Origin of the sequence: Cohnella luojiensis, assembly GCF_004564235.1 — a bacterium.
In the GTDB taxonomy this organism is placed as follows: domain Bacteria; phylum Bacillota; class Bacilli; order Paenibacillales; family Paenibacillaceae; genus Cohnella; species Cohnella luojiensis.
The window spans coordinates 33,369-46,403 of record NZ_SOMN01000040.1; the positions used below are offsets into that span (position 1 = coordinate 33,369).

The following is a 13,035-nucleotide window of genomic DNA, read 5'->3' on the forward strand; positions in this document are numbered from 1 at the left end:
TTCTCTTGACCGGCTCATCCTCGCCATCTTATTTTTTCGAAATGACGTTATTGATTTTATCTGCCATATCATTCAGAGCGGATGTTTCCAGCTCACCCTTGATTACCTTCTTAAAGGTTGCGTCCACGAACGGATTAGCTTTGCCGGAGAACGATTCGAGGAATCGAATAGGTTGTTTGTCGGCATTCAGCATCGATTCGACCCCCTTGGCAAGATCCTCGTGTCCGCTAGAATTCAGTTTGTCGAAATAGGCTTTCGCTGCCGGTTGGAATGCCGCGGGCGCAACAGGAGTTTCAGGAAGTACCTTGGTATACATTTCTCCATCCAGATACTTAAGCACTTTCCATACCGCCGCGGGATTCTTGATCGTTGCAGGGCTCGCCCAACCAACTGCATCTAGCGTAGAAGTCTCGCTATTAACGACAGGGTAAGGGGCAAACCCCCAATCCACGGAATCGGATGCATTTCTGATCAGATCATCGGCAACCCATTGGCCTTGGCGAGCCATTGGCAGCTGTCCTGCTTTGAAGATACCCATGACATTGTCAACCTTGTAGTCCGGAGGAGTGATTGCGCCGCTCTGGGCATACTTCTTGAATAACTCCACGCCTTCTATGAATTGCGGGCTGATTTCGACCTTCGTTACATCCGTAATCGAGTCCGCGAAGGGTGCGCCGCCTGCCGATACGGAATACAAGGAAAAGACGAAAGGATCATAGGCATCCATGAAAAGACCGAATTGCTTCTTATCCTTATTAGAAAGCTTTTGCGCCGCTTCTAGCATCTCCGTATAAGTCCAACCTGCTTTAGGCTCGGCAATGCCTGCATCTGTAAACGCTTTCTTGTTATAGAAAATACCATACACGTTCAGCAATCCAGGCAACCCATACTGCTTTCCATCTTTACTATAAGCCTCAACCGAACCGGGGAAGAATTGAGAGATAAAGTCGGGATCCGCATCCGTTTCTTTTTTCCAGTCGTATAGCACGCCGTCAGAACCGAGGTTTATCGCCATGTCGTTTCCGACCATGAAGATGTCCGGCGCTTCTTTGGCAGAAATCATCGCATTGATTTTGGTGCCGTAATCGTCTATCGGAGAAGGGATAAGCTCGACATCGATATCGGGATTCTGCTCTTCGAAGGTTTTCATGGCCTCTACGATTTTATTGTTCATGTCCTGACCTTCCCAGGTCATGAACGTTACTTTTGTTTTGCCGCCCGCTTCCGAAGAGTTATCGGAAGAAGATTCGCTGCCGTTACCGTTGCCATTGCCGTTTCCACAACCCGAGACCACGACTGTCATAATCATTAGAAGCATGATAAGTACTCTTGACCGTTTCATTGGATTACCTCCATTATAATGTCATTGGTTGACCTGCCCCTTGCTTATAACAGTGCCTATAATTTTGGAGAACCACATCCCTTCCTATCAAAGTCGTTTTTACTTAATGCCAGCTGAGTTCAATGACCCAAGCCCTTGCATGAAATACTTCTGCGCGAAGAAGAACAATAGAAGCATTGGCATCATATAGATTAAATCCGCAGCCATAAACAGGTTCCAAGACGAGCCGTATTCCATGCCGCCCATGTACCCTTTAATAGCTAGCGAGAGAGTCCACATCTCCTTGTCGCCGAGATAGATCAGCGGTCCCAGATAATCGTTCCATGATCCTCGGAATTGAAAAATGACCATCGTAACAACCATCGGCATACACATTGGCACGATTACTTTCCATAGAATTTTCCAATGCCCGGCGCCGTCAATCTTAGCGGCCTCGTCGTAGGATTTGGGAATTCCGCGGAAAAATTGCCTTGCCAGGAAAATGAAGAACGGATTTCCCAGAAATGCGGGAACGATAAGCGGATACCAGGTGTTATACCAACCGATGCTTTTGAATAATACGAAGGTTGGAACCAAAGAAACCATACCCGGCAACATCTGACTGCCCAGGAAGATGTAAAAGAAGAAATTCCTCCCCGGGAAGTTAATTCTCGAAATGCCGTATCCGATCAGAATAGAGCTGACTACGGCACCTATAGTAGCTGCAACAGTAATAATCGATGTGTTGAGAAAAATCGGCCAGAAACTAATCTTCGTTGTGGCGTCTATGAAGTTAGACCATAGAAAATCGCTCGGCAGAAATTCCGGCGGTATCTTAAACACTTCATCGTTTGGTTTCAGAGCTATCGTAAGCATCCATAAAACAGGATAAATCATAGTGATCGACCCTAAAACTTGGAGAGTATATCGAAGAAAAACGCTTAACGGCATACGATTGCCCTCCTTAGTCCTCGTTCTCGTAGTACACATGACGGTTGGCAAACCGGTAACTCACTACCGTGAAAGCCATCACGATAAAGAACAGCACCCATACCTTAGCAATCGCATAACCGAAATCATTCTCGTTAAATGCGCTCTTATAGATGGAGAAGTTCAAGAAATAAGTCGCGAAGCCGGGGCCGCCATCCGTAAGTATCTGCGCTTGCTCGAAAATCTGGAACGAAGCGATCAATCCTATGATGAACTGAAGGAATAAGATCGGCGTAATCATAGGCAGCGTAATGCTCCAGAATTTACGCCATGAACTGGCACCATCTACCTCGGAAGCTTCATACAGATCCTTAGGTACCGATTGCAATCCTCCCAAGAAGATGATCATCGTGCCCCCTACACCCCACAGGCTCATAACGATTAATGAGAAGAGTGCGGAATGTTCTCCGGACAGCCAATCGCTTGATGGCAGCCCTATCCACCCAAGTACTTGATTCGCCAGTCCGAATTGGGGATTATATACGAACCCCCACAACGTAATGACCGCAACGGTCGGTAGAACGACAGGAAGATAGAATAATGTGCGGAAAATGCGTATTCCTTTAACTTGCTTGTTCAACAGTAAAGCCAGCAATAATCCACAGATGAGCAGCAAGGGAACGGACGTAATGACGTAGAGAAAAGTCGATTTCAGCGACGGATAGAAAGTCGGATCCTCATTAAAGAGATAATTGAAATTCTCGAAACCAATATACTTGGGCGTATTAAATCCGCTCCATTCGGTCATCGAATAATAGATCGACACGATAAGCGGGTAACCTACAAACAGAGAAAAGCCAATCAAACCCGGCAGTATAAAGAGGTATCCGGAAAGGATATCCTTTCTACGCGCGTTTCTCATGGATTGTACCTTCAAGTCGTCACCTGCTTTCATTACTTGTAGAAAACCGTATTTTTGTAAGCGCATGCAAAATTATCTGTTCTAGAATCCGACGACACACCGATGTGTAATGCATCTTAGCCATCTCCCAGTCTATACCAGTTAAGTCATTCCATTGACAACATACCATCCCTAAATATGTTATGTCAATATATTAATTGGTATAACATCATGAACTTTTTATACTCCTGTTAGATAAAATCATTAAGATTCTTCTTGTAAGTGCCATATTTATCGGAATATCCCCTTTAGTTGATATACTAACTAGGAACAGCGAAGCCCGAACATTATTCGGGAAATACGGCAATGTTGCACTTTCCCTCGGTTTTCTCGTTCCGTTCGTCCGCTATGTCATTCCGGTAACAGCAGGAATGAGCGGCGTTACTTACCGGAAATTCTCCTTGGTTTCCTATTCCGGCGCTAAAAAAAACAGAGCGACGGCGTTTATCACGCCATGCTCTGTAGGCCTACAAACTCTGCTCGCTTATTCCCGATGCCGGGTCGAAGGTCAGCATTTTCGTTCCGATTTTGTCAATAAAGAACCGATCATGGCTTACCGTAACGATGGCGCCGGGAAAATGGATCAACGCCTGCTCCATGACCTGAATGCTCGTTAGATCGAGATGGTTGGTCGGCTCATCCAATATGATGACCGCGGCACCGGAGAGAAGGCATTTAGCTAGCGCGACCCTTGCCATCTGTCCGCCGGATAGGTTGCCGATGGTCTTGCTTAGATCCATCTCCGAGAATTGCAGCATAGATAGAAATTTGTTCACCTTTTTCCGCGGAGCGTCCAGTCCCAATCCGTAAGTATTCACCGCGTGGCTAACGGTATCCTTAGGATTAAGCTCCTCCCACATCCGGTTGAAGTAAGCGTAGCTGACGCCCTTCTCCCAGATCACCTCGCCGGATTCGGGCTTCTCCTGTCCCGTGAGCACCTTAATGAGCGTGGACTTCCCGCTTCCGTTCGGGCCCACGATGACTAAGCGATCTTCCTTCTGAATATCGAAGCTGACATCTTGGAAAATCTGCCTTTCCTCGTAGGTCTGCCCGATTTTCTTTACTTCGCATAGCTTGTCCGGAAAGCGCAGCCTCTCGTAAATATCGGTGATCAGGACGTTTACGGGGTGCGGCTCTATCCGCTTCTTGTTATCCGCCAGCTGACGGGAGAGCCGGTCCTTAGAAGATTTCCTGCTCGCGCGGCTGTCGATGGCTTCCGCCTCCATGAGGAGAAGCTCTTCCTCCCACTCGAACTGGCGGTCCAACTCCTTCTTGCGCATCTTCTTTTTGCGGATGTAGTCGGTGTAATTCCCTTCGTATTCCTGAAAATGATAGTTCTCGATCTCGATCGTTCGCGTGACCACTTTGTCAATAAATTGCCGGTCATGCGACACCAGGATCATGGCGCCTTTGAACCGATACAACCACTGCTCCAACCAAGCTATACCTTCCATATCCAAATAATTCGTCGGTTCGTCGAGCAAGACGATATCGGGCATCTCGATGAGCATTTTGGCGAGCGCGGCACGGTTTCTCCAGCCTCCGGACAATTCATCGATAGGCTGATTGCGCGACCTCTCGCCGAACCCCAGCTTCGTAAGAACCGTGTTAATCTCGACGGACACGTTCCAGCCATCCAAATGCTCCATTTGTTCGAACAGCTCCGCCTGCCTCGTCAACAACCCGTCCATTTCTCCGTTATCAGTAACCGTACCTAGCTTTTCCCCGACTTCCTGCAGCTCCCGTTCGATAAGAGCAACCTGCTCGAAGCACATTTCCAGCTCTTGCTGAACGGACAGACTTCCGCGCATTTCCGAGAATTGGGAGAAGTACCCTATCTTAACCTGAGGATCTATTTCCACTTTTCCGGACGTAGGCTCTTCTTTACCCATGATCAGCTTGAAAACCGTCGATTTACCGGCACCGTTCCGTCCGATAAGGCCGATACGCTCTCCTTGGCTCACTCGAAAATAGATATCGCGAAAGATCAGGGACTCTTCATATTTCTTAGTGACGTTCTCCAAACGAATTACGCTCATGGCAATCACCCTTCTAAATTCCGTCAATCTAGCGATTATAACACTAGATCACCGTTCTAGTGTGTTCCTTAAATCCTGACATCTCCGCGATGTCTTTGATGGGAGTTTGTTTGTTCTTCATTACGCTAGTCACATAAGATTACACACGATAAGCGTAGGAATACATCTTCAGCAAGAGATGTAACTGATTTATGCTAAGTTCACTTCACGATATCTCCATGATGAGACTCACGACAAAACACAATAAAGGGGGTTTTAAGAAAAGGCATACCGGCTTTGCGCAAATGAAAGCGCATTAATGAGTTAAAAATATTTTACTTGGAGGTTGTTTATGTTTTCAATAAGCGAATCGCTAAAAAGAAACCCATTCGTCATCTGGTTGTTGGCATTCGTTATGCTGCTATCGCAGTTTACGCTGTACCCTTCCTCGACTTCAGCTGCAGGCGGGCCTAACCTCGCTCTAGGCAAAACCGTATCGGCGAGCGGCCAAGCCGACGTATACGCGCCGAATAACGTGAAAGACGGTAATCAAGCAACGTACTGGGAAAGCACGAACAACGCGTTCCCGCAATGGATTCAAGTCGATCTCGGCGCGAATACGGACATCGACCAGATCGTGTTGAAACTCCCCGCCGGCTGGGGGGCACGGACGCAAACGCTGGCCGTTCAAGGCAGTACAGATGGCTCGACATTCGCGAATATCGTAGGCTCCGCCGGTTATGTATTCGACTCTGCGATTGCGAACAACTCGGTCACGATCAACTTTGCATCAGCCAACACGCGCTACGTTCGTCTGAACGTAACGGGCAACACAGGTTGGCCGGCAGCACAGCTGTCCGAATTCGAAATATACGGCGCTACAATCCAGCCAACGCCAACACCGACACCGACACCGACGCCGACGCCACCGCCTTCGAACACATACCAAGCTGAGTCCGCTGAATTGACCGCCGGAGCTAAAGTGAACACGGACCATACCGGCTACTCCGGTACGGGCTTTGTTGACGGCTACTGGATACAAGGCGCGACGACAACCTTCACGGTTAACGCAGCATCTGCGGGCAACTACAACGCGACGCTGAAATACGGTAATGCATCCGGGAGCGAGAAGACGGTAAGCCTCTATGTCAACGGAACGAAAATCCGTCAATCCTCGTTGCCTAACTTGGCGAACTGGGACACCTGGAGCAATAAAGCAGAGACGATTACCCTGAATGCCGGCAATAACACGATCGCGTACAAATACGACGCGGGTGACTCCGGCAACGTCAACCTAGACCAAATTGTTTTAGATCCAACGTCTCCAACTCCAACGCCTACGCCGACTCCTACACCAACACCTACACCTACACCTACACCTACACCTACACCTACACCTACACCTACACCTACACCTACACCTACTCCTACTCCAACGCCTCCACCACCGGGCGGCAACATTGCTCCCGGCAAACCGATTACCGCATCTTCCACTGTGCATACGTTCGTAGCTACGAACGCCAACGATAACGACGTCAACACGTACTGGGAAGGCGGCGGCAATCCGAGCCAACTGACGCTCGACCTGTTAGCCAATCAAAACATTACGTCCATCGTGCTGAAATTGAACCCGGACACGATCTGGGCTACGCGGACCCAAACGATTCAAGTACTCGGCCACGACCAGAATACGACGACTTTCAGTAACTTGGTTTCGGCGCAAACGTACACGTTCGATCCGGCTACCGGCAACTCCGTCACGATTCCGGTTACGGCGACGGTGAAGCGTCTGCAACTGAACATTACGTCCAATTCCGGCGCTCCCGCGGGTCAGATCGCAGAGTTCCAAGTTTACGGCAATCCTGCACCGAACCCTGACTTGACGATTACGGGCATGTCCTGGATGCCGGCTTCTCCGCTCGAGTCGGACGCGATTACCCTTAACGCAAACGTATCGAACATCGGCAACTCCAGCTCGCCTGCCTCTACCGTCAACTTCTATCTGAACAACCAGCTGGCAGGCTCCGCCCCGGTTAACGCGCTTGCGGCCGGCGGATCGGCAACGGTATCTTTGAATATCGGAACTAAAAATGCAGCGACATACGCCGTCAGCTCCAAGGTTGACGAGAGCAACGCAATCATCGAGCAGAACGACGCGAACAACGCCTTCACGAATCCGTCGTCGCTCGTTGTCGCTCCCGTGCCGAGTTCCGATTTAGTCGCAACGGCGACATGGAACCCAAGTAATCCAAGCGCCGGCAATACCGTGACCTTTACGGTAAACCTAAGCAACCAAGGCAACATCGCTTCCGCAAGCGGCGCTCATGCCCTCACCTTGGTTCTTAAGAACGCTGCCGGTACAACCGTTCAAACCTTGAATGGTTCCTATAACGGTGCACTAGCGGCGGGGCAATCCGTCAATGTTAATATGGGAACTTGGACGGCTGTCAATGGCAGCTACACGGTAACCACGACGGTTGCGGTCGATGCGAACGAAGTAAGCATCAAGCAAATGAACAACACAAGCACGACAAGCCTTTATTCCGGACGAGGCGCTAACATGCCTTTTACTGTGATTGAAGCGGAGCTGCCTTCCAATACCACGAACGGAACGAGATTGGTTCCGAACTTCACGCCCGGCGACTTTGCCGGCGAAGCTTCCGGACGTTCCGCTGTTTACCTGGATGCGAATGGAGAATACGTCGAGTTTACGCTGACCTCTTCGGCCAACGCGTTCGTCCTGCGTAACGCCGTGGCGGAAAATACGACGGGAACCGTCAGTATTTATGCCGACGGAGTCAGCAAAGGAAAATTCAACGTATCCTCCAAGTTCTCTTACTTGTATGCATCGCCTACTACGCTTGGCCGACTCGGTTATGATAATTCGGGTACGAAAGCTTACTGGCTCTATGAAGATTCCCAACTGATGCTCGACCAAGTCTATCCGGCTGGAACGAAGATCAAAATCCAAAAAGACGCCGGCGACGTCTCGTGGATCTACGTAGACATGATCGAAACGGAAAACGTTGCTCCGGCGGCTTCCAACCCCGATCCGAGCAAATACGTCCAGGTTTCGGCTACGAAATCCATTGAGCAAGCGCTAAATGAATTTAGACAGGATGCCACCAAGAAAGGGATCTTTATTCCTGCCGGCACGTGGACCATCAACAGTAAAATTTTCATCTACGGACGCGCGACCGAAATCATCGGCGCCGGTCCATGGCATACCAAGTTGACGGCTCCGCAAGACCAATCCAATACGGACGTAGGCTTTAATATCGCATCAACCGCCAACGGCACGGTCATCAAAGACTTGTCCGCTTGGGGCAATTATATCTACAGACAAGACGGACCCGGTAAATTCATCGACGGAAACGGCATGCAGAACGTAACGATTCAGAATGTTTGGGCCGAGCACTTCATCTGCTTGTATTGGGGAGTCAACTCTTCTTACAATACGTTCCGAAACAACCGGATCAAAAATACGTTTGCGGACGGAATCAACATGACGAACGGTTCGTCCTACAACATTATCGACAACAACTATTCGAGAGGAGCCGGGGACGATGCCTTCGCTTTGTTCAGCGCGGTCGATGCCGGCGGTTCCTACAACGTAGGCAACAAGTTCACTAACCTTACGGCGGTTTGCGTAAGACGCGCCGCTGCTTTTGCAGCTTATGGCGGTTCGGATAACTTGTTCCAGAACCTGTATGGCGCCGATACGTTGACTTACCCGGGCATCACGATCAGCAGCTTGAGCTTCGGTTACAACACCTTGGGCTTTGGCGACGTGGATACGGTATTCGACGGAATTACGTTAGACCGGACCGGCGGAGATTTCTGGACCAGCGTCGGAGCGGACGACAAGATCAACGAGTATCAAAACTTCGGAGCCATTTGGTTCTTCGGAGGGGACAGAGTCTTCAAAAATATTCTAGTGAAAAATGTGGATATCAATAATCCGGTATACTTTGGATTAATGTTCCAGACGAAATCGCCGGAAAACCTTGCCATGCAAAACGTTCGCATTGAGAACGTCAACATTAACAATCCGACCCGCTATGGCATCAAGCTTGTTGCTAAAGCGGAGGAAGGTCAAGGACCGGTTGTCGGTACGGCAAGCTTTACGAATGTAAAAGTAAACAATCCTGGTGTCACCGCAATCTACGGCGAAGCCTTGAGCCCGAACTTTACGGTCAACAGAGTTTCCGGCAACAACTGGTGATATTACGTTATTAAAATGGCAAACAGCTTACTCGGGTAACCGAGTAAGCTGTTTTTGTTTGCTAGCCATAGTTAACGTCCATTGACATGAACTAACGGATTAGTGTACTATGACATTAATACACTTACCGTAATTAAAGGGGAGATTTAATTGGCCACCTGGTCAGCTTTATTCAAAAAGGATTTTCGATTAACGAGAACTGTTTTTTTCGTCGGGCTTGTCATTAACTTCTTGATTTTATCCTTAACGTTGTTCGTGGATGTGAATACTGGCGATAACCTATACCTGTTTATACCCTTGGTAGTCGCTATTGCGTTTCATATTCTATATCTTCCGATCTTATTGTTTATCAGTTTGAAAACGGAGGCTAATCACCTGCACCTCTGGCTGCATAATCCCCGATCGGCCGCCGCCTTGCTCCTAAGCAAGGTACTGAATGGGATTGTCATGGCGGTTGTATCCTTAGTAGTCCTATATTCGATGGCGGGATCGTTGATTATTTCAAGGTTCGAATTAATCGAAGCGTATTGGACGGATACTTGGACGGCGGGACTGCTGATTTTTCCTCATATTCTGATGATCTCCATTATGTTCGGCGTCTGGGTGATCCTCTTATGGTCGTTATACCACGCGCTTAAATACAGAATCGGGCGTTGGACCTGGTTAGCGCTTCTTGGAGCGGTCATCCTGCCCACCTGGATTGCTGCCCTAATCGATTCTACTGACCTATTCAAGCAATTAACGCAATGGGGAAGCATGGAACTGAATTTTACGACTTTCTTGATGGACCCTATACCCTTATATGCTGGAGAATATCTGTATCATTTTATCGTTATCGTCGGATTGTTTTATTTAAGTACTTGGATCATCGATAGGAAAGTCGAGGTGTAACGATGGATGGATGAATTTAATACTTCAAAACCGATCTATCTGCAATTGGCGGATCGGATCAATCGACTGATTGTAAGTAAGGAGTTAAAAGCAGGCCAGAAGCTTCAATCTGTCCGCGACATGGCGCTATCCTACAACGTGAACCCGAATACGATTCAGCGTACTTACAGCGAACTGGAGCGTGAGGGCATTCTGGAAACGAGAAGAGGTCAAGGTACATTCGTCACGGAACAAGAGGATCGCTTGATTCAACTACGCGGGAATTTGAAAGAGGAGCAGATTCAAACGTTTGTCCAGATCATGCAGGAAATGGGATACAGCTCAGATGAAATCATCTCGGGATTACAAGACCACTTGAACAAAAAGGATAAGGGAGATGCGTAATGTGATTGAATTTACTCATGTTTCTAAGATGTATAAGAAGCGATCCGCAATTAAGAACATTTCATTATCGTTACCCTTGGGTAAGATCATAGCCATTGTGGGCGAGAACGGCAGCGGAAAGTCAACGCTATTGAAGCTTATTGCGGGACTTTCGCATCCGACGAGCGGATCGGTAACCGTTAATGGAGAAATCGCGAATCGAAGAATCGGCAAGCTCGTTTCTTACTTATCGGATCATGATTCTTTTTATCCCCTATTCACGATTAGAGAAGCGCTGGCCTTTCAGGCTTCGCAATTTCCTGACTTTAATAGAGCTAAGGCTGAAGAAATCATGAGGTATCTGCAGCTAGAACCGGATAAGAGAATCAGAGATCTCTCCATAGGAAATCGCGGCCGATTAAAAATTGTTCTTACTCTAGCCAGAGATGTGCCTTACATCCTATTGGATGAACCGTTATCCGGACTTGATCCGATGGTGCGACAATCTATCGTGAAGGGAATGATCTCCTATGTCGACTTGGAATCTCAGACGCTAGTCATGACGAGCCATGAGATAACGGAAATCGAATCGATATTAGACAGCTTCATAGCCATCAGAGACGGGTCATTGATTAGAATGGCCGATGTCGAGGAATTACACGAATCAGAGGGACTTGGTATAACGGAGTGGATGAAGAAGACTTATGTCTAAATATAAAGAAGGAGGATCTACCAAAATGAACGAGGTCTCGTTGTTTCGTCTTTATTTGCTGAGGGCGATGTACCTTCTTATCGTCGTGGGGCTCGGTATCGTAGTATGGCCAGGAGTCATCTACCGAGAGGAGCCTTGGGAACTGATGGAAGGAGTGGTCCAATGCATATTGGTCGCCTTTTCGGCTCTGTCAGTCCTGGGCCTGCGGTATCCGCTGCAGATGCTGCCTTTGCTCCTATGGGAATTGGTGTGGAAGTTGATCTGGCTGATCGTCGTTGCGCTCCCATTGTGGTCCGCCGGTCAAATGGACGAATCAACCTTGGCGATCGCCTCATCCTGCTTGTGGGTCGTGATTATTCCTTTCGTCATTCCTTGGCGCTATGTGTTTGCTCACTACGTGAAGAAGCGCGGAGATCGGTGGCGCTGAGCGAAGCTGGACATGTAATTTTAATCAAAAATATATATAAGAAGGAGACAAAAAATGAATAGCAACAGGCAAAGAGCAAAAATTGTGGGGGTACTGTTTATACTTGCGGCCGTTACTGCGATAATAGGTCTGCTTTTATACGATCCGATTCTAAATGGTCCCGATTACCTGATTAAAGGTTCCGAACATTCCAACCAGGTGATACTGGGAGCGCTTATGGAGTTAATTCTTGTCGTTTCCGCGGTTGGTACTGCAACTACAATGTTTCCACTTTTAAGAAAATATAACGAAACGATAGCTCTTTGGCATGTTTGCTTCAGGTTTCTGGAGGCGGTCATCATTACTGTCGGCGTAATCAGCGTACTGTCCCTATTGACCTTAAGCCGGGAATTCGTAGCAGCGGGAGCCCCGGATACCGCCTCTTTTCAAGCTTCAGGTATATTATTAAAAGCAATACATGACTGGACCTTTCTGCTTGGGCCTCTTTTCATGCTGGGCATCAACACGATGATGTACAGTTATATCTTTTATAAATCCAAGCTCGTACCCCGGTTTATACCCATCTTGGGTATGACAGGGGCAACTCTTGTTTTTATTAATGCCTTGTTAGTAATGTTCGGTGTAGTTGAACAAATTTCTGTTTGGGGGCTATTGGCGCTGCCAATAGCAGCTAATGAAATGATCCTCGCGGTATGGCTCATCGTTAAAGGATTCAATATTAAGGAGGAATACTTATAAAAGCAATTGTAGCAACAAAATACGGATCACCTGAGGTTCTTCAGCTCAAAGAGGTCGACAAACCTACGCCAAATGACAATGAAATATTGGTAAAAGTGCATGCGACAACCGTAAACGCCGGGGACTGCAGGATGCGAAGCTTTACAGAATCAAGCCGAGAAAGCCCTTGCCTTCAGTCATGGGATGAATCGCCTTAGGACAAGGGCTGTCTTTAAGCCTTTTTATACGAACATTTGTTTGGTATAATATCCGTGAAGGAGGTGATAAGATGCAAACCATAACCGTTCAGATTCGCATATTTCCTGACAATCCCACATTGTTGCGCGAACATGGTAACGCATATATCGAAGCGACGAACCGACTCACCATGCAAGCAGAAAGAGCAGGAACATTCCCCCATCTAACATCTAAAGACATTGAAGCGAAGCTGCCTTCAGCGGTACGGAATC

General features: G+C 48.0%; 10 protein-coding genes and 2 pseudogenes. 8 read left to right on the top strand and 4 right to left on the bottom strand.

Annotation, left to right across the window (positions count from 1 at the left end; all coding sequences use genetic code 11):
- Nucleotides 1–28: 28 nt before the first annotated feature.
- From E2980_RS20775 to E2980_RS20790, 4 genes are all read right to left on the bottom strand, one after another.
- Nucleotides 29–1,342, bottom strand: a complete 1,314-nt coding sequence (locus tag E2980_RS20775) for an ABC transporter substrate-binding protein (protein WP_135154145.1) — start codon at nucleotides 1,340–1,342, stop codon at nucleotides 29–31.
- 99 nt (nucleotides 1,343–1,441) lie between these two features.
- Nucleotides 1,442–2,218: a carbohydrate ABC transporter permease gene (locus tag E2980_RS20780; RefSeq protein ID WP_167747206.1), complete on the bottom strand. Its 777-nt coding sequence runs from the start codon at nucleotides 2,216–2,218 to the stop codon at nucleotides 1,442–1,444.
- 67 nt (nucleotides 2,219–2,285) lie between these two features.
- Nucleotides 2,286–3,173, bottom strand: a complete 888-nt coding sequence (locus tag E2980_RS20785; RefSeq protein WP_135154155.1) for a carbohydrate ABC transporter permease — start codon at nucleotides 3,171–3,173, stop codon at nucleotides 2,286–2,288.
- A 506-nt stretch (nucleotides 3,174–3,679) separates the two neighbouring features.
- The gene (locus tag E2980_RS20790) at nucleotides 3,680–5,251 is read right to left on the bottom strand and encodes an ABC-F family ATP-binding cassette domain-containing protein (protein ID WP_135154147.1); all 1,572 of its coding nucleotides are present in this window, start codon (nucleotides 5,249–5,251) and stop codon (nucleotides 3,680–3,682) included.
- 331 nt (nucleotides 5,252–5,582) lie between these two features.
- On the opposite strand from E2980_RS20790, the gene E2980_RS20795 reads away from it, so the two are divergent.
- The 8 genes and pseudogenes from E2980_RS20795 to E2980_RS20830 all read left to right on the top strand — a co-directional run.
- The gene (locus E2980_RS20795) at nucleotides 5,583–9,455 is read left to right on the top strand and encodes a discoidin domain-containing protein (RefSeq protein WP_135154148.1); all 3,873 of its coding nucleotides are present in this window, start codon (nucleotides 5,583–5,585) and stop codon (nucleotides 9,453–9,455) included.
- A 150-nt stretch (nucleotides 9,456–9,605) separates the two neighbouring features.
- Nucleotides 9,606–10,346 (top strand): hypothetical protein, encoded by a 741-nt coding sequence (locus E2980_RS20800; protein WP_135154149.1) that lies wholly within the window; start codon nucleotides 9,606–9,608, stop codon nucleotides 10,344–10,346.
- Nucleotides 10,347–10,352: 6 nt separating this feature from the next.
- Nucleotides 10,353–10,730 carry a GntR family transcriptional regulator gene (locus tag E2980_RS20805; protein ID WP_135154150.1) on the top strand — a complete coding sequence of 126 codons (378 nt, stop codon included), beginning with the start codon at nucleotides 10,353–10,355 and terminating at the stop codon, nucleotides 10,728–10,730.
- Nucleotides 10,723–11,421: an ABC transporter ATP-binding protein gene (locus E2980_RS20810; RefSeq protein WP_338080735.1), complete on the top strand. Its 699-nt coding sequence runs from the start codon at nucleotides 10,723–10,725 to the stop codon at nucleotides 11,419–11,421. Before E2980_RS20805 ends, E2980_RS20810 begins: the two co-directional genes overlap by 8 nt.
- Before the next feature lie 25 nt (nucleotides 11,422–11,446).
- Nucleotides 11,447–11,848: a hypothetical protein gene (locus E2980_RS20815; protein ID WP_135154152.1), complete on the top strand. Its 402-nt coding sequence runs from the start codon at nucleotides 11,447–11,449 to the stop codon at nucleotides 11,846–11,848.
- A 54-nt stretch (nucleotides 11,849–11,902) separates the two neighbouring features.
- Nucleotides 11,903–12,586 (top strand): DUF4386 domain-containing protein, encoded by a 684-nt coding sequence (locus E2980_RS20820; protein ID WP_135154153.1) that lies wholly within the window; start codon nucleotides 11,903–11,905, stop codon nucleotides 12,584–12,586.
- Nucleotides 12,583–12,741 (top strand): annotated as a pseudogene (locus E2980_RS24815) (NAD(P)-dependent alcohol dehydrogenase); the annotation flags it as partial. The gene E2980_RS20820 and the pseudogene E2980_RS24815, both read left to right, overlap by 4 nt.
- A 113-nt stretch (nucleotides 12,742–12,854) precedes the next feature.
- Nucleotides 12,855–13,035 (top strand): annotated as a pseudogene (locus E2980_RS20830) (RNA-guided endonuclease TnpB family protein); the annotation flags it as partial.

Excerpts from the sequence above, each read along its gene's own strand:
- E2980_RS20780 (WP_167747206.1), bottom strand. The coding sequence starts at position 2,218 with ATGATTTATCCTGTTTTATGGATGCTTACGATAGCTCTGAAACCAAAC.
- E2980_RS20820 (WP_135154153.1), top strand. The coding sequence starts at position 11,903 with ATGAATAGCAACAGGCAAAGAGCAAAAATTGTGGGGGTACTGTTTATA.
- E2980_RS20790 (WP_135154147.1), bottom strand. The coding sequence starts at position 5,251 with ATGAGCGTAATTCGTTTGGAGAACGTCACTAAGAAATATGAAGAGTCC.
- E2980_RS20810 (WP_338080735.1), top strand. The coding sequence starts at position 10,723 with ATGCGTAATGTGATTGAATTTACTCATGTTTCTAAGATGTATAAGAAG.
- E2980_RS20805 (WP_135154150.1), top strand. The coding sequence starts at position 10,353 with ATGGATGAATTTAATACTTCAAAACCGATCTATCTGCAATTGGCGGAT.
- E2980_RS20785 (WP_135154155.1), bottom strand. The coding sequence starts at position 3,173 with ATGAGAAACGCGCGTAGAAAGGATATCCTTTCCGGATACCTCTTTATA.
- E2980_RS20775 (WP_135154145.1), bottom strand. The coding sequence starts at position 1,342 with ATGAAACGGTCAAGAGTACTTATCATGCTTCTAATGATTATGACAGTC.
- E2980_RS20815 (WP_135154152.1), top strand. The coding sequence starts at position 11,447 with ATGAACGAGGTCTCGTTGTTTCGTCTTTATTTGCTGAGGGCGATGTAC.
- E2980_RS20795 (WP_135154148.1), top strand. The coding sequence starts at position 5,583 with ATGTTTTCAATAAGCGAATCGCTAAAAAGAAACCCATTCGTCATCTGG.